Raw genomic sequence first — 16,192 nt, forward strand, 5'->3', positions numbered from 1 at the left:
TTTTTATTTTGCAAAACTATCTAAATTGTTTAAAGAAGTTTTTCATCATTTTTGAAATCTCTTCACTAAATAGACCAAATTCATATCTAACCTTATGATTGAAAAAAGGGGTATCAAATACTCTCAAATTTGAAACCACTCCGCCAAATTTTGGTTCAAAAGCACCAAAAATAACCTTTTTTATTCTACAATGTAAAATAGCCCCTGCACACATAACACATGGCTCACAGGTTACATATAAGGTGCACTCATTTAATCGCCAATCATCTAACATTTTAACACTCTTATGAATTGCTACCATCTCGGCATGTAAAAGGGCATTCTTATTTTTTCCCTTGATATTTCTACCATAAGATATTACTTCATCATCCCTAACAACCACAGCACCTACAGGTACTTCACCTTCTTCAAAGGATTTATACGCCTCAGCAATTGCTAATTTCATAAAATATTTATCAACGTCGCTAAACATATCTACCACAATCAATTAAAGATTTAATCATCCCGGCAAATAAAACACCTGCAGTTTCTGCTTTCAAAATTCCATTTATTGGAGACAAAAACCTAAACCCTTTTTCATTTAAAATCGAAATATCATCATCATTAAAACCACCCTCTGGGCCAATAAATATAGATACTGATTTTGATATACGATCTAAAAATACCTTTTTGTTTTCTTTTTCATAAAAACATATTTTATCTTTTGTATTTACATTTAAATTCTTAATACTGTCATGATACTCAATTTCTGGTAAATAATCATAATCCGCCTGCATTGCCCCATTTATCATCAATTTTTTTAATCTTTCTAATGTCTTATTTTCAATCTTTACTACACTGTTATCCGTTTTTACAATTATTACTTTTGTTGCCCCAAGCTCACCATACTTTTCAATCACAAAATCTAAATACTCCCTTTTCATAGCAGACTGTATGACAACAAACTCATATTCTGGCTTTTTATACAAAATCTCATTTTCTCGCTCAATTTCGATTGATTTTTTATTAATATTTTTAATTTTATACATACCTTTGGATTTTTTAGTATAAACAACAATCTGCTCTCCAACTTTTAATCGTAAAACATTCCTAACATAATTATACCCTTTATCTCCCAATTTTATCAAATCATCACATCTATCCATTTCCAAATATAACGAGCTTAATCTATGCAATCTACTACCTCAAAATCGTACTCACCACTTTTCTCATCCATAATCAAAGCGGATAGAAAGTAACCATAAACACATCCTGTATCAATATTAATAGAAATCATATTACCCATTTCATCTTTATTAACAAAAGGTCTGTACCCCCTCTCTATTTTCATAACTGGCGTATGCCCATGAATGATAACATAATTTTCTATTTTTTTATTATAAAAATCTATTTCTCTAGCCCAAATATAAGGGAACAATATCTTTTTCTCCTCTTCAGTCACAAGATCGATATGAAATTGTGGAGCAATCTCAACACTTAAACATCCAGCATGGGAAATAAAATAATTTTCTATACCATCAATAATTGTATATTTATCAAATCCTTTTATGAATTCTAAATAATTATCATACTTCTTAATAAAATCGTCTTTGATATCAACTTCTAGCAATAGTTTCTTATACAAATCACTATCAAACGATTTTATAGTCTCTTTCCCACCATTATAAAACCAATCCCCTTTATGATATCTATTTGTACCTTCGAAATAATCAACCATCATATCTTCATGATTACCTAACAAAAATTTACATTCATAAGATTTTGAAAAATCAATAACTAGGTCTAACACCTCCTTTGAATACCCACCCCTATCAACCAAATCACCTACAAATACAAAATTTTCCACATTATAATTTTTTAAAAGTTTGGATAAAAGCTCCTCTAAAGTTCTCACGCACCCATGGACATCACCTATTACTGCAAACATCTCTTCAACCTCACACCCCACCAACCATCTATTTCTAACTCCTTATTAATTACAAAATTTTTTGGTAACATCTCTTTAAAACTATCTACTTCACCTTTTAAAATACCTGATAAAACAATATAATCTCCAGAATATTTTTCAAAATACACCATAAGACTTAATAAAACAGAACTGATTATATTTGCTACTATCACATCATATTTTACAGTTTCCTTTATACAATCTATAGAACCACACCAAAAAGAGATATTATAAACATTATTGTTTAAACAGTTTTCTTTCAAATTATAAAATGTAGCAAAATCGTTATCGCAGGCAAAAACCTTTTTTGCACCACACTTACTTGCCAAAATAGAAAGTATACCACTTCCAGAACCCACTTCTAAAACTGTTTTATCTGAAACAATCTCTTCAAGTAATCTCGCAGCAATTTTTGTTGTTGGATGATCCCCTGTCCCAAATGCCATAGCAGGCGTTATTACTATACTATTTGCACTTTTCTTATCTTTATCAAAGGTATAAAAAAAATTATCTGTAAGCCACCCCTCCTTTAAAAAATCTTTCCATTTATTTTCCCAGTCTTCATCTTTAATAACATATTTAACAAAATCTATATTTTTACCTTTCAAATAATTTTCCAACGACTTATTTGAATAAACTACATATATAGACTTTTCTCCAAAATTCTCTTCAACAACGAGCTTACTCAGCTCCTCATCACTTTCTATTTGTTCACTAAATTTATTACTTATAACATATTTATACATCTTAAACCTCATACTATAAATATTAACAACATAGAAAATAATCCAATAAACAACATAAATCCCAATAAATCTACATTGATTTCACTTTTTGTATAATTTAGCTTAGAAACATAATGATGTAACATCAAGTTTTTTATCATACTAAAAAAACCTAATGTTAAAAAGCCCATAAAAGAATACCCAAAAATATATTTGTTAAACATATATTCATTAATAAGAACATTATAAAATGGAAATAAAATTATTAAAACTGCCAAAGGATCAAAAAACTGACACATTACAAAGCTTATAAGTAAAAGAATCATTATTAATATATACTTATCTGAGAAAAATGATAAAACTAAATTTGATAAAGAATCATTATATTTACCATAAACAACAAGAATATTAAAGAAAAATAACATAATTAAAAGTCCCAATAAAACCCCACTGCGCTCAAACACTTCATTAATAATCAATAAATTAATTTTATTATGCCATTTTTTTGTAATTATAATATAACCAACGAAAATCAAATTCATAAATAATATAATATCAAAAATAGAATATGGAACAAATAGCATGTATATAAATAACAAAAATAGTATAATTGTCAAAACAGTATCTCTTTTATCATATTCACTTAAATTAATAGTATTAACCTTTATTTTTCTTAAAAAGATTAGATAATTGGCAAAAAAGTAAATTAATGAAAATAAACTAAACGTTAAAAAAACTGTCTTTAATGATAATTTCAACAAAAAAGCATAAACCAAAATAGGGATAGATAACGGTGATAAAAAATTAAAAATCGCAAAAATATGACTAAAAATTAATGTATCTTTTTTATCCATTAATTTATACCTTTTTAAAAATGCTAAAATAAACTTATTTGACAACACAGATGATGGTAAAAATAATGAAGGGATAAAAAACATAAGAAAAAATTTAAAAAATTTAGATAGTTTTAATTTTATTATAAACTTAAATAAGTTTTCTAAAATTTTATATCTTATAAAAAACAAAGACAAAATTATATAAAAAGGGATTGTTATCAACTCATCAGATTTAATAATTCTTTCAACAGCAACAGATAAAAGATATTTAATTTGAACATAATCTAAATTAAGATTAAATGCTGTGGTAATAGCAATTGAAAAAAGATAATTAAAGATATTTACGCCTAATAATATAAAAACTATTGTTATTAGCAAAATTATAATAAAAATCATATACACCCTATAATAATATCTGCAATATAAAAACCAAAGTAAAGATAAAAAACTGAAATAAATTTTGAGACAAGAATCCCACAAAAAGTAAAATAAAAAGGGTATTAAATAAACGAGTCTGTATCACAGATTCATCAGAGACTGAATACATTTTCCCACCACTTATAGCAACAATTGCTGCAATAACAACAAAATAGTAATTCAGATTTCCAATAAAATCCATTTTAACAATAAAGCGATTTAAAAAATTAAATACAAAAAATAAAAAGAAAAAAAGTTGCAAAATAATTAGTATTTTTACTCTAATCTTAACACCTCATCAATTAACTTCTTTCCTACAACTGGATAAAATATACTATAATAATTTTTAAAATATTCTTCCCACAATTTTAACATCTTACTATCCATTTTGATAATTTTCATATTAGAGTGTATCTTAATTCTAATGAAGTTATCCTTATTCTTCTCCTCAGCTACCCTATACTCAAATGCCGTAGCCTCTTCTAAGGCATTCATAATCAATTTTTTCTCTTTACTATTTAAGCTGTTCCAAAATTTATTACTTGTTATAAATGCATATCCTAAAAATCCAAGCCTGCTTAATGTCATATAATTTTGATACTTGTAAAATCCTTGAGTATAAATATTACTAAAGGTATTTTGCTGCCCATCAATTATACCAGCCTTTAATAAATCTATAACCACATTAAAAGGTTTAACAACTGGTTTTGCACCTACAAGTTCAAGTGTTTTATTGATAACAAAACTACCCTGTGTTCTTATCTTAAGCCCCTTTAAATCCAAAGGTTTTAATATAGGTTTATCTCTTGTAGTTATTACCTTAAACCCATTATCCCAAAAAGCCAATACTACAAAACCTTTTACAAGCGCTTTCTGCTTTAAATAACTACTCACATCACTTATATAACTGCGATGAATTTGATCCATAGACTTAAAGAGATAAGGCATATCATAAATCTGAAACTCAGGTACATAATCAGCTATTTTTGAAAAACTAGGAGCAGCAAATTGTATAATACCTCTTTTTAATGCATCCAAAGCCTCCCTATCGTCAAATAAGACTCCATTAGGGTAAATCTCAATTTTAATTTTGCCTTTACTATTGAACTCAACATGCTTTTTGAAAAAACTTATCGCTAACCCTTTTGGACTATTATCAGAAACAACATGACTAATTCTAAAAGTCTTTGAATAACAATAAATTGATAAAAAAAATATTAAAACTAAAAACTGAAAAATTCTCATTTTGAAAGATATTTTTGTATTTTTCTATGTAATGTAGAAACATCTATTTGTGCTATCTTTGCTGCTTCAGAGATTTTGTTATCAGTAAGACTAAGAAGTTCTAATAAGTAATTTTTTTCAAACTCATCTCTCGCTTTTTTATACGGTTTTACACCTTGTTTATTATATTGTTTCATATTTTCAGGGATATAACGCACACTCAAAATATCAGAATCCTCTAAAGCAACACACCTTTCAACAGTGTTTTCTAACTCTCTGACATTACCAGGCCAACTATATTCGTAACAAAATTTGTAAAATTCAGAAGAAATCTTTTTGATAGATTTACCAAACTCTTTAGAATATTTTTTTGTAAAATATTCAATCAACAAAGGAATATCCTCTTTTCTTTCTCTAAGAGGAGGTATCTCTATATTGATAACATTTAATCGATAGTATAAATCTTCCCTAAAATACCCTTTTTCTACTTCATCTTTTAAATTTTTATTTGTAGCTGCAATTATCCTAACATTAACATTGATAATTTCAGAAGAGCCTAATCTTTTTATAGTTCGTTCCTGAATAACTCTAAGTAACTTGGCTTGAAAGCTTGGATTGGTTTCCGTAATTTCATCTAAAAATATCGTACCATTATTAGCTTCTTCAAAATAACCTTTTTTATTTGAATAAGCTCCTGTAAAAGCTCCTTTCTCATAACCAAAAAATAAACTTTCATAAAGATTTTCAGGAATAGCTGCACAGTTTACTGGTAGAAACCGCTCGTTTTTCCTATCACTTAAATCATGTATCGATCTTGCTATCAATTCTTTACCAGTACCTGATTCACCTGTTATTAGAATATTACTATTAATTTTGGAAACTTTTTTAACAAGTGATAAAATATCCATCATCTTTTTACTTTTTGCTACAATATTTTCAATACCATAAATCTCTCTGATATTTTCCTGTAAAACTTTTACCTCTGTTTTCAACCTACTGTTTTCAATAGCTTTCTTAATTCTTACACTAACCTCTTCAAGATCCTCAAAGGGCTTCGTAATGAAATCAAAGGCACCTTTCTTAATCGCCTCAACAGCTTTTTCTATCGATGCATAAGCAGTCATTAAAACAACTGTAATATCAGGGTACTCTTTCAAAATATAATCCAACACCTCCAAACCACTCATTTCAGACATCAAAATATCAGTAATAATAACATCAGGATAAATTTTGTCTATATTATCAATAGCCTCTATTGGAGATTGAAATTTATATACTTTTATATCTTCATCATCTAAAAATAATGCTTCAAAAAAATCCAACGTGTATTTCTCATCATCAATAACAACTATACTAAACACGGCAACTCCTTAAATATATATTATAAACTCTGAATATTTACCAACTTCACTTTTTACATCTATTTCCCAGCCATATTCATCAACTATACTCTTAACTATTGCCAACCCTAAGCCAGTCCCCTTACCAAGCCCTTTTGTTGTAAAAAATGGATCAAATATTTTTTGACTAACATCTTCAGGAATCCCTTTTCCATAATCTTTAATCTTAAAAACTCTTTTATCTTCAAGCTTATCAAACAATATATCAATTTTTCCATTCTCATCAACCGCATCAATGGCATTAGATAATAAATTAATGATTAATTGATGTAATTTCCCTTTATTTGCTAGAACATTTGTATCACAAAAAATATCAACTTTCACATCAACTTTTTTATCTCTTATTTTAGAGCCTAATATTTTTATAGCAAAATCTAAAGAATCTTTTAAATCCACATTGCTCACATCACTGTCTTTATGTCTAGCAAACGCTAACAAATTATTCACTATCTGCTTAGTATCTTTACTAGCCTCAATTATTGTTTTAACAAGTTTTTTCTCATAACTGTTTTCTGGTAATTTTTTATCTAATAATTGAGCAAAATTTAAAATCCCCACTAATGGGTTGTTTATCTCATGAGCCACTCCACCAGCCAACAACCCAAGTGCTGACAACTTTTCTTTTTCAACCAACTTTGATTCTAACTCTCTAATTTTTGTCATATCTCTGACAATCATTAAATAGTGTAACCTATTATCATTAATAAGTTTAATTATAGATAACCTTACTGGTTTACTTTTCTCCCCCTCAATATAAACATCATAATTTTCAACCAAATTTTGATCTTTTAAAATTTCCCATAAATTCTCATCTCTAACGTAATCTTTAATATTACAATTTTGAATTTCATCACCAAAAATCTCCAACGCAGCTTTATTACGAGTCAATATATTATAGTTCTCATCAAAAGTAATAATTGCATCGGGAATATTTTCTAAAATATTACGTAAATAATTTTCACTTTGCTGAACTTGAAGTTGTAAAGTAATAATATCAGTAATATCCCTTACTAATTCAACTACAGCTATTACTTTACCTTCATTATCTACAAGAGGTGATAAGATCACATCATAATAAAAAGTTTTAGCCCCTTGATTAATTTCTTTCCTAAAAGATTGAATATTCTTTGTTTCAAAAACCTTTTCCATTGTACATTCGACACAAGGTTTTATCTCATCCCAAATCATGGAATAACAATAATGCTCTTCCCCCTCTCCTAAATTTTCTTTAATTAAAGTATTTGCCCATATACATTTATAATTATGATCAACCAACGCAACCCCTTCCCCTATAGCTTCCACTATACTTTCAAATTTTTCATGCTCAATTTCAAAAAGTTGCTCAATCTCTTCCCTTTCATAATAAAATCTACCAATGTAATATCGTATTAAAATTAACGTAGAAATAAATAAAAAACCTATTATGATATCAATCAAAGAAACCCTTTCTATTTTATTTAAAACCCTAAAATAGCCTAATTTATCAGATAAAATATATAAATTTGTATCCCCAATAACTGTTGATTCTGAAACGATATATTCTTTATTGTTATATTTAAAAATAAAATTACCTTTCTTATATAAATTATCATCATAAAACTGGTCTCTTAAAAAATATACATCCTGCCCTTTTTTTATTACAAAATTAAAATCTTTTGGAACAAGAGATTTAATGGTTTCTATCAAATCTATTATTTTATAAAAATTGAAATCATTTTTTTTGACATGAAAAACAAGATATGGGATATTCTTTGAAAATATAATATCCTCGTTACCAACATTACTAAATGTTTTAAGCATATTTGGAATAAAAATAGAAGATGTATCCAGTATCAACTTATTTTTTTGTAAAACAACTAAATTTTCCACATCTATATTTTTGTTACTTTGTAATTCGTAAAAGATATCCTCTGTATTTAATACAAATTCCACATTCAGATCTTCAATCCTCTTTTTTATATTGTCTATTAAAGTTTGTTGATATGAAAAAGCATAAGATAAAAGTTTTGAATTGCTTTTATAATCAATAAAAACTAATGAACCAAAAATAAATAGCAGGAAAATAAATAAAAATAATAAAATTTCGTAAGTTTCAAAATATTTGAAATATTTCTTAAGTAAGTCCATTGAAACCAGTTTTTTCTAATAAGTGATAAACCACTATCGCAACAGAATTTGACAAGTTCAAACTTCTCATCCCTTCTTTCATAGGAATTCTATATAACCTATCACTATACAAATTTCTAATATCCTCTCTAAGTCCATAAGACTCATTACCAAATATCAATATCGATTTATTAAAATTAAATTCTCTACTAATCTCAGTATAATATTTTTTCCCAAATTTAGAAATAAAAAAATAACTATATTCCTTGTTGTTATATTTATCAAAAAATTCATTAATGCTCTTAATCCATTCCCAATCTAAGTAGTTCCAATAATCCATACCAGCCCTTTTTAAATATTTATCTGATATAGAAAAACCCAACCTACCAACAAGTAACAGTTTAGTATCAGTGACAGCACATAATCTAGCTATATTACCTGTGTTTTGTGGTATTTCTGGTTCAAAAAGCGCAACTATCATCTAAATTTTAAACTCCGGCTCTGAAATAAATGTTGATTTGCACATAGGACACTTAGAAGGCTTCTTAAAATGTTTTAAGTTAGTAAATTTAAATCCACATTTTTTACATATAGGATTTTTTACTTTTATTTTTACTCTACTTTTAGCAACCTCTTTTAAATGCTCTATAATATCCTTTTCAGGTATTGGTAATATTTTCGAAAGGTCTTTTGTTGAATAATAATCATCTTTTAATACTTCTAGCAGTTTTTGTCTAATAGTCCCCACAACGACCCCTTTTATTTAAACAGAAACTTTATCACAGTCTCCCCAAATTGATTCTAAATCATAAAATTTTCTAACATCATCTGTCATTAAATGAATTATCACATCACCAAAATCTATACAAACCCATCTTGATTTCCCAAGACCATCTACAGCAATGGGTAAAAGATCTTTTTCATGTTTCATCACAAATAACAGCTCATTAGCTACAGCTTCTAAATGCACCTCTGACGTACAGGTACAAATAACCATAAAATCAGCAATAGATGAAACATTTTTGATATCATATATTACTATGTCTTCACCTTTTTTATCATCTAAGACATTATAAATTAATTTTAAATTTTCCATCAAACCTCCTGATATAATTTATTCTCTTTTATATATTTAACAACTGGTTCTGGCAAATAATTATATATTGACCCGTTTAAAAACTTTTCTCTTATTTCAGTGCTTGATATAGGGATCTCTTTAGTTTTATATAAAATAATATTCCCATATTTTATATCAACAAAATCTGGAAAATTTACAACTCTCTTCAACAAAACTTCAGGTATCCGTTTTAGCATAATATCAAAAGGCATCTCTTTCCTATTTGCAACTATAAAATTAGAGTAATTAAATAAATTCTCCCAGTTTTGCCATGTTTCAATGGTGGCAAAAATATCACTACCTGTTAAAAAATATAAATAACTGTCATCATATAAACTTCTAAAATGTTTTAATGTATTAAAAGTATATGAGACACCATCCAAATTCAATTCATAATCTGAAACCACAAAATTCCCTTCTAAACAGCATTCAACAGCCCTTTTAACCATCTCAAACCTTTTTACAGGGTCAACAAGCCCAAAATTTTTATGAGGTGGGATTTTCGCTGGTATAAAATAGAATTTATCAATATTAAAATCCTTATAGACCCTTTTTGCAAGCTCTATATGACCATTATGTATTGGATTAAATGTACCACCAAATAATGCAACTCTCAAATTTTTCCTCTTATTCCCTTATGTGCCCATCACCATAAACTATATACTTGGTGGTTGTCAAATCATAAGCACCCATTGGACCCCTGCAATGCAATTTTTGAGTACTAATACCTATTTCAGCTCCTAATCCAAACTCAGCACCATCAGTAAACCTCGTAGAGGCATTTACATATACTGCAGCTGCATCCACACTCTCAAGAAATTTTTGAGCAGTGGTATAATTTTCTGTTACAATTGATTCCGAATGAGATGACCCATATTTATTAATATGCTCAATAGCTTCCTCATCACTTTCTACAACTTTGACTGACAATATTAAATCCAGATACTCCGCTTCCCAATCTTCTTCTGTTGCAATATTAATATCAATAATATTTCTCACTTTTTCACAACCTCTAAGTTCTACACCAAATCTATCATATTCTTTTTTTAATCGAGGTAAAATTTCATCTGCCACATCTTTATGTATTAATAAAGTTTCCATAGCATTACAAACACCAGGTCTTTGAACCTTAGCATTAACAGCAATTTTAACTGCCTTCTCTAAATCTGCATCTTTATCGATATATGTGTGACACACACCTTTATCGTGTTTTACAACTGGGATAAAACTGTTTTCAGTAACAAATTTAATTAAACCTTCCCCTCCCCTTGGAATTATCAAATCTATATAATCTTTAGCTTTGAGCATATCCATTATGTATTTTCTTTCAGGGTCCTCTAAAATATAAACCAAATTGTCATCCAAACCTTCTGAAACTAAAGCTTCCTTTATAATATCTCCCAAAATTCTATTAGAGTTCAAAGCTTCTTTACCGCCTCTTAAAATTGATGCATTGCCTGATTTTAAACACAATGCAGCAGCATCAACAGTAACATTTGGTCTTGATTCATAGATGATACCAATAACACCAATGGGAACTCTAACCTTGTAAATTTTTAAACCGTTTGGCCTTTTAAAACCTCTGTCAATCATACCAACAGGATCATCCTGAGCAACAATATCCATTACTCCACTAATCATCGAATCAATTCGTTTATCATTTAACAATAATCTATCTATTAAAGCTTTATTTAACCCTAATCTTTTACCGTTTTCTATATCTTTCTGATTTTCAGATTTAATCTTTTCTCTCGATTTATCTATTAAATCAGCAATTTTTTTTAAAACATTATCCTTTTTCTCACTTTTTAAGTGCATTAAAGTTAATGAAGCATTTTTAACCTTTTTAAACTCATCATAAATGTTCATTATTACCCCTCCAAAAAATCTGATAAAACAAAATCATCTCTATGTATTACCTCATCACTAAATTTATATCCTAAAATTTTCATAATTTCTGTAGTCTTTTTACCCTTAATCTTTTCAATTTCCTGATGATTATAACGAACCTTACCACGTCCTAACTCAATCCCATTAATATCAACAATTTTCACAATATCTCCAACACTAAATCGACCTTTAACATCAACAATACCACTTGGTAGCAAGGATGTGTATTTATTAATTAAAGCATTTCTAGCTCCATTATCAACCACAATTTCCCCTTTAGGGATTGTGGCATATGCAATCCATAACTTCCTTTTTTTCAAAGGATCTTCAAGATGCGAGAAAAATGTCCCAATTTCTTCACCATTTAAAAACTTAACAATATTATCAGGATCCTTACCATTTATTATCCCCACATAACAACCTGCATTAAGTGCCTTCTTTGCAGCTAATATTTTGGACTTCATTCCACCAGTACCAACATTTGAAATTGAATCTCCAGCCATGCTCAACAGTTTACTATCAAAATATTTAATTTCGTTAATTAAGACAGCATCTTTGTGTTTTGTAGGATCTTTTGAAAAAAATCCATCAACATCTGATAAAATCAACAACAACTCTGCTCCAATAAGCCCTGCTATCAGAGCAGAAAGATTATCATTATCGCCAAAACTATCAACAAATTTCAGCTCTTCAACTACTACAGTGTCATTTTCATTAACGATTGGCACCACAGAGTGCTTAAATAACTCTCTTATGGTGTATTTAGCATTTAGATATCTTCTTCTATTGGCAAAATCATCTTTCGTTATCAAAATTTGTGCTACTTTTATATTATACTCATCAAAGGCATCTTCATAAATTTGAATAAGCTTTGGTTGGCCAATAGCGGCACAGGCTTGCCTTAAAGCTATATCTTTCGGTTTCGTTCCAATACCCAACTGCTGCATCCCAGCAGCTATTGCTCCAGAACTTACTATTAAAATATTTTTAATATCTTTTTTGATTTTATGAATAGTTTTGGCTAAAGTTCTAATATATTCTTTATCGATATATCTACTGTTGTTTGTTAAGAGGTTACTTCCGATTTTTATGACTAAGGTTTTAATGTCGGGTAATTTTCTCATATAATAATCAAACTGGGGCGGCAGGATTCGAACCTGCGAATGGCGGATCCAAAGTCCGCTGCCTTGCCAGCTTGGCTACGCCCCAATATCAAACTCGAGCCCTCTTAATATATAAAAAATCATTTCTTGTCAAGAAATTTTACCTCAGATTATTTTATTTTTTTCTAACAGATAATAAAAATAAATATAATAAAAAACCCCCATAAAGGGGGTCTTTTTATTTATGTATCTTCTTGGCTTCCCTTGCAGCCCAATCTTTAGTTTCTCCAGCATGGCAACTAGGAATTAAACAAGAAAATTCTAGAGATAATTCGCTTTTAGCATATTTGCTATCTTTGGTAAACATTATATAGTTTGCAGATGTATTAATTTTGAAAAGATGAGATCTAACATCACCTACATACTTAGCCTTTTTGATTGCTGATTTCGCAGCTTTTGGCATGTGACAACTAATACAGTCAACTTGATTTTTACCATGAACTGTTTTAGCAAATTTTGACGCTACATCATCATGGCAATCTGCACATTTAGTTTTTATACTTACTACAGCCTTTGCATGAGGATCATGACATTCAACACAATTCAAATCTTTATGTGCACCAGCTAATAACTCATTATACTGTTCATGATGTCTTATGAACCCTTTACTAGCTGGTATCTTATCCGCTGAGCCTCTAATATGACATTTCCCACAAGCTTTAGAGCTTCTATCTACAGTAAGTTTAACAGCCTTAGGATTTTCAATATGTGCTGAAGCTGGACCGTGACACTCTTCACACTGAATCCCATCAAATGACCACGTACCTATCATACCTGGTCTACCATCTTGATGTCCTTCAGGAGAATAATTTGTCATATGACAAGGACCACACTTGTAAGGCTTGATCTGTCCTGCATGATAGTATGACCATGAACCGTCTTCAAGATTATATTGAGTTTTCATTTTATTCCCTTTTTTATCTGTAGTGATAATATAACCATCCAACCCTATATAACGAGCTTTCTTAGTTTTACCACCAATCACATAAGAAATATCATCCCAAGTATAACCTTTAGGTAATGGTAAACCAGCTTTTCTTGCAAGCTCAGCTTTTCTCAGTTTGTAAGGATGGCCAGATTCCACAAACAGATTATATTCCTCTTCATGACAGGATTTACAAACCTCAGAACCTACATAACCTACCCCTTTTTTCTTTTCTGAAGCAAAACCTAAAAGAGAAAAAAATAGCATAAAACTCAAAATAATAAAAATAAACCGTTTCATAATTACCTCCTACAAATTTTTGAGACTACCCATGATATTAATATCTTTTGAAATGGAAAGGAAATCCAGATAATAGTTTTTCTCTTTTTAGAACTTTTGTGAAATAAAATTCACAACTTATTTTATTTAAACAGATTGTTAATACACTTAAAAACCTTTAAACCATATTCAGTCATTAAATAATACCCATCATTTTTAACAATTAGATTATTCTTTAATAATATTTTTAGATGAAAGTTAAGTTTTGTATGATCTTCAAAATCAAGATTTCTAACAATTTCCATAAACTTCATTCTTTTTTCTTTAATCAATAACTGGACTATATTTCGCCTGATATTATTTGAAAGACAGTATAAAATATCATCAACCTCATTACCCATACATTCTTTATTAACAAATTTCAATTCTTCCAATGACTTCATTATCTTAACCATCAATTCTTCAAACTTAAAAGGTTTTGATACAAAATCATTTGCACCATTTTTTATCGCGTCAACAGCCAAATCATAAGTTGGAAATGCAGTCATCAATATTATCCTAATCAACTTATCAGTTTCTCTTATTTTTTTTATAAAATTTATACCATCAATTTGTGGCATTAGATAATCTACCAACAAAATTTTTGGAGACTCATACTCTAAAATTTCTAATGCTTTTCCAGGATCAGAACATGTAAATACAGTAAAATCATTATCTTCAAATAACTCCTTTAAATTACCAAGTAATTGTTCATCATCATCTAAAATTAATATTTTATTCATCTTTGTTTCCTCGGCAACTTAATCCTAACTATTGTTCCTTTTCCAACCTCAGAATCAATATTTATTTCCCCTTTATGTAATTTAACAATATTATAACAAATATACAACCCCATACCAGTACCAAAATTTGGCCCCTTTGTAGTAAAAAATGGATCAAAAACTTTATCTAAAATCTCTTGAGATATGCCTGTACCATTATCTGCAATCTCAAAATAAATATATTCCTTATCACAATTAGATATAATTTTTATTAAGCCATTATCATCAATTGCATCAAAAGCATTTAAAAGTAAATTTATAATTAATTCCTCTATTTTGTGAGGTATACATTCAATATCGCAATTCTCTTTAATAAAAACTACAATTTGTCTATACCTTTTATGATTACCTATAAACATTAGAGAGTTATTAATAATGTTTTCTATTTTAATATCTTGAAAATCCAAATTATCATCTTTAGAAAATAACAACAGTTCTTTAGCAATAAGTGAAGCTCTATCAATATTTGCCTCAAGCATACTCAATTTATCCAATAATTTCGAATCTTGAGGAATTCTTTTTCTTATAAGCTCCAATGTTAACGAAGCATTCGTCAATGGCGTATTTATTTCATGAGCAATCCCCATTGCTAATCTCCCCAAAGATGTTAACTTTTCATTTAATGCAACATTTTTTAGTTTTTGCTCAACTTTTTTTATAAATTCGATATCAAATATTTTTAAAAATCTAAATAAAAAGAAAAAAGTTAAAATAGCCACGATACTTCTATACACAATCATATTAAAAGGTCCAACTCTCGTATCTGTAGACAACAAACCTCCAATCAAAGAATAAATAATAAATAAAATTCCACATATCCTTAAATTATAGTATGCATCATACAAACTCTTTTTATAACGTATAGATAATATAAACATAGATATACCGCTTAAAAAAGCAGAAGAAAAACCTAATAATATTCTAATAAAAGATTCACTATTTAAATTTATCGATATATAGCAAACTACAAAACTTATCAGCAAAACAGATATAATTAATGAAAGATTTTTTATCTTATTTAATTTAGTTTTAATTATGTATAAAAATATTTTTACTCCAAATACCATTAAAAATGAATATGAAAGAGATAACAGTATATACTTAAACGTATACCAATTTTGCAACTCAGGTTTATGTAAGATATTTGATGTAAAGAATAAATAAAGATCTATCCATTCATGGAAGCCATGAATAATAGCAAATAAAGCTAAATAGTTTAAATCATAAAGAAAATCTAATTTACTAAAACTTTTATCTTTTAAAATAATTGAAAAACCAAGAACAAAAAAAGACAAACCATAAAAAATATATATAATAAATTTATAAAACATATATAATAAT

General features: G+C 28.4%; 18 protein-coding genes and 1 tRNA gene. All 19 read right to left on the reverse strand.

What is annotated here, in order from left to right; all coding sequences use genetic code 11:
• Window positions 1–16: 16 nt before the first annotated feature.
• Window positions 17–472, reverse strand: coding sequence for a nucleoside deaminase (locus DEFDS_RS06890; RefSeq protein ID WP_013008077.1), 456 nt, complete (start codon window positions 470–472; stop codon window positions 17–19).
• The gene (locus tag DEFDS_RS06895) at window positions 465–1,175 is read right to left on the reverse strand and encodes an RsmE family RNA methyltransferase (protein WP_013008078.1); all 711 of its coding nucleotides are present in this window, start codon (window positions 1,173–1,175) and stop codon (window positions 465–467) included. The genes DEFDS_RS06890 and DEFDS_RS06895 overlap by 8 nt, the downstream gene beginning before the upstream one ends.
• Window positions 1,163–1,927, reverse strand: coding sequence for a metallophosphoesterase (locus DEFDS_RS06900; RefSeq protein WP_013008079.1), 765 nt, complete (start codon window positions 1,925–1,927; stop codon window positions 1,163–1,165). Before DEFDS_RS06900 ends, DEFDS_RS06895 begins: the two co-directional genes overlap by 13 nt.
• Window positions 1,915–2,694: a 50S ribosomal protein L11 methyltransferase gene (locus tag DEFDS_RS06905; RefSeq protein ID WP_013008080.1), complete on the reverse strand. Its 780-nt coding sequence runs from the start codon at window positions 2,692–2,694 to the stop codon at window positions 1,915–1,917. Before DEFDS_RS06905 ends, DEFDS_RS06900 begins: the two co-directional genes overlap by 13 nt.
• Before the next feature lie 8 nt (window positions 2,695–2,702).
• Window positions 2,703–3,905, reverse strand: a complete 1,203-nt coding sequence (locus DEFDS_RS06910; protein WP_013008081.1) for a hypothetical protein — start codon at window positions 3,903–3,905, stop codon at window positions 2,703–2,705.
• Between the two features lie 7 nt (window positions 3,906–3,912).
• On the reverse strand, window positions 3,913–4,128 hold the full coding sequence (locus tag DEFDS_RS06915; RefSeq protein ID WP_153801479.1) for a hypothetical protein: 216 nt from the start codon (window positions 4,126–4,128) through the stop codon (window positions 3,913–3,915).
• A gap of 74 nt (window positions 4,129–4,202) precedes the next feature.
• Window positions 4,203–5,171 carry a TRAP transporter substrate-binding protein gene (locus tag DEFDS_RS06920; protein ID WP_013008082.1) on the reverse strand — a complete coding sequence of 323 codons (969 nt, stop codon included), beginning with the start codon at window positions 5,169–5,171 and terminating at the stop codon, window positions 4,203–4,205.
• Window positions 5,168–6,511: a sigma-54-dependent transcriptional regulator gene (locus tag DEFDS_RS06925; RefSeq protein ID WP_013008083.1), complete on the reverse strand. Its 1,344-nt coding sequence runs from the start codon at window positions 6,509–6,511 to the stop codon at window positions 5,168–5,170. Before DEFDS_RS06925 ends, DEFDS_RS06920 begins: the two co-directional genes overlap by 4 nt.
• Window positions 6,512–6,520: 9 nt before the next feature.
• On the reverse strand, window positions 6,521–8,677 hold the full coding sequence (locus tag DEFDS_RS12670) for a PAS domain-containing sensor histidine kinase (RefSeq protein ID WP_013008084.1): 2,157 nt from the start codon (window positions 8,675–8,677) through the stop codon (window positions 6,521–6,523).
• Entirely contained in the window at window positions 8,664–9,137 is a 474-nt protein-coding gene (locus tag DEFDS_RS06935) for a tRNA (cytidine(34)-2'-O)-methyltransferase (protein WP_013008085.1), read from the reverse strand. The genes DEFDS_RS12670 and DEFDS_RS06935 overlap by 14 nt, the downstream gene beginning before the upstream one ends.
• A complete protein-coding gene (locus DEFDS_RS06940) occupies window positions 9,138–9,404 on the reverse strand; it encodes a hypothetical protein (RefSeq protein ID WP_013008086.1) in 267 nt (88 codons plus the stop codon).
• 15 nt (window positions 9,405–9,419) lie between these two features.
• Window positions 9,420–9,752 carry a ribosome silencing factor gene (rsfS, locus tag DEFDS_RS06945; RefSeq protein ID WP_013008087.1) on the reverse strand — a complete coding sequence of 111 codons (333 nt, stop codon included), beginning with the start codon at window positions 9,750–9,752 and terminating at the stop codon, window positions 9,420–9,422.
• Window positions 9,752–10,390: a nicotinate (nicotinamide) nucleotide adenylyltransferase gene (nadD, locus tag DEFDS_RS06950; RefSeq protein WP_013008088.1), complete on the reverse strand. Its 639-nt coding sequence runs from the start codon at window positions 10,388–10,390 to the stop codon at window positions 9,752–9,754. The genes rsfS and nadD overlap by 1 nt, the downstream gene beginning before the upstream one ends.
• A gap of 10 nt (window positions 10,391–10,400) precedes the next feature.
• The gene (locus DEFDS_RS06955) at window positions 10,401–11,642 is read right to left on the reverse strand and encodes a glutamate-5-semialdehyde dehydrogenase (protein ID WP_013008089.1); all 1,242 of its coding nucleotides are present in this window, start codon (window positions 11,640–11,642) and stop codon (window positions 10,401–10,403) included.
• Window positions 11,643–11,644: 2 nt separating this feature from the next.
• Window positions 11,645–12,787, reverse strand: coding sequence for a glutamate 5-kinase (gene proB / locus DEFDS_RS06960; RefSeq protein WP_013008090.1), 1,143 nt, complete (start codon window positions 12,785–12,787; stop codon window positions 11,645–11,647).
• 12 nt (window positions 12,788–12,799) lie between these two features.
• A tRNA-Gln gene (locus DEFDS_RS06965) sits at window positions 12,800–12,872 on the reverse strand.
• 132 nt (window positions 12,873–13,004) lie between these two features.
• The gene (locus DEFDS_RS06970) at window positions 13,005–14,051 is read right to left on the reverse strand and encodes a multiheme c-type cytochrome (RefSeq protein ID WP_013008091.1); all 1,047 of its coding nucleotides are present in this window, start codon (window positions 14,049–14,051) and stop codon (window positions 13,005–13,007) included.
• Between the two features lie 122 nt (window positions 14,052–14,173).
• Window positions 14,174–14,812: a response regulator gene (locus tag DEFDS_RS06975; RefSeq protein WP_013008092.1), complete on the reverse strand. Its 639-nt coding sequence runs from the start codon at window positions 14,810–14,812 to the stop codon at window positions 14,174–14,176.
• Window positions 14,809–16,182: a sensor histidine kinase gene (locus tag DEFDS_RS06980; protein WP_013008093.1), complete on the reverse strand. Its 1,374-nt coding sequence runs from the start codon at window positions 16,180–16,182 to the stop codon at window positions 14,809–14,811. The genes DEFDS_RS06975 and DEFDS_RS06980 overlap by 4 nt, the downstream gene beginning before the upstream one ends.
• Window positions 16,183–16,192 lie beyond the last annotated feature (10 nt).

The sequence above is a fragment of the Deferribacter desulfuricans SSM1 genome, assembly GCF_000010985.1.
In the GTDB taxonomy this organism is placed as follows: domain Bacteria; phylum Chrysiogenota; class Deferribacteres; order Deferribacterales; family Deferribacteraceae; genus Deferribacter; species Deferribacter desulfuricans.

Coding starts and splice junctions, on each gene's coding strand:
- DEFDS_RS06890 (WP_013008077.1), bottom strand. CDS start 472: ATGTTTAGCGACGTTGATAAATATTTTATGAAATTAGCAATTGCTGAG.
- DEFDS_RS06900 (WP_013008079.1), bottom strand. CDS start 1,927: ATGTTTGCAGTAATAGGTGATGTCCATGGGTGCGTGAGAACTTTAGAG.
- DEFDS_RS06905 (WP_013008080.1), bottom strand. CDS start 2,694: ATGTATAAATATGTTATAAGTAATAAATTTAGTGAACAAATAGAAAGT.
- DEFDS_RS06910 (WP_013008081.1), bottom strand. CDS start 3,905: ATGATTTTTATTATAATTTTGCTAATAACAATAGTTTTTATATTATTA.
- DEFDS_RS06915 (WP_153801479.1), bottom strand. CDS start 4,128: ATGGATTTTATTGGAAATCTGAATTACTATTTTGTTGTTATTGCAGCA.
- DEFDS_RS06920 (WP_013008082.1), bottom strand. CDS start 5,171: ATGAGAATTTTTCAGTTTTTAGTTTTAATATTTTTTTTATCAATTTAT.
- DEFDS_RS12670 (WP_013008084.1), bottom strand. CDS start 8,677: ATGGACTTACTTAAGAAATATTTCAAATATTTTGAAACTTACGAAATT.
- DEFDS_RS06935 (WP_013008085.1), bottom strand. CDS start 9,137: ATGATAGTTGCGCTTTTTGAACCAGAAATACCACAAAACACAGGTAAT.
- rsfS (WP_013008087.1), bottom strand. CDS start 9,752: ATGGAAAATTTAAAATTAATTTATAATGTCTTAGATGATAAAAAAGGT.
- DEFDS_RS06955 (WP_013008089.1), bottom strand. CDS start 11,642: ATGAACATTTATGATGAGTTTAAAAAGGTTAAAAATGCTTCATTAACT.
- proB (WP_013008090.1), bottom strand. CDS start 12,787: ATGAGAAAATTACCCGACATTAAAACCTTAGTCATAAAAATCGGAAGT.
- DEFDS_RS06970 (WP_013008091.1), bottom strand. CDS start 14,051: ATGAAACGGTTTATTTTTATTATTTTGAGTTTTATGCTATTTTTTTCT.
- DEFDS_RS06975 (WP_013008092.1), bottom strand. CDS start 14,812: ATGAATAAAATATTAATTTTAGATGATGATGAACAATTACTTGGTAAT.
- DEFDS_RS06980 (WP_013008093.1), bottom strand. CDS start 16,182: ATGTTTTATAAATTTATTATATATATTTTTTATGGTTTGTCTTTTTTT.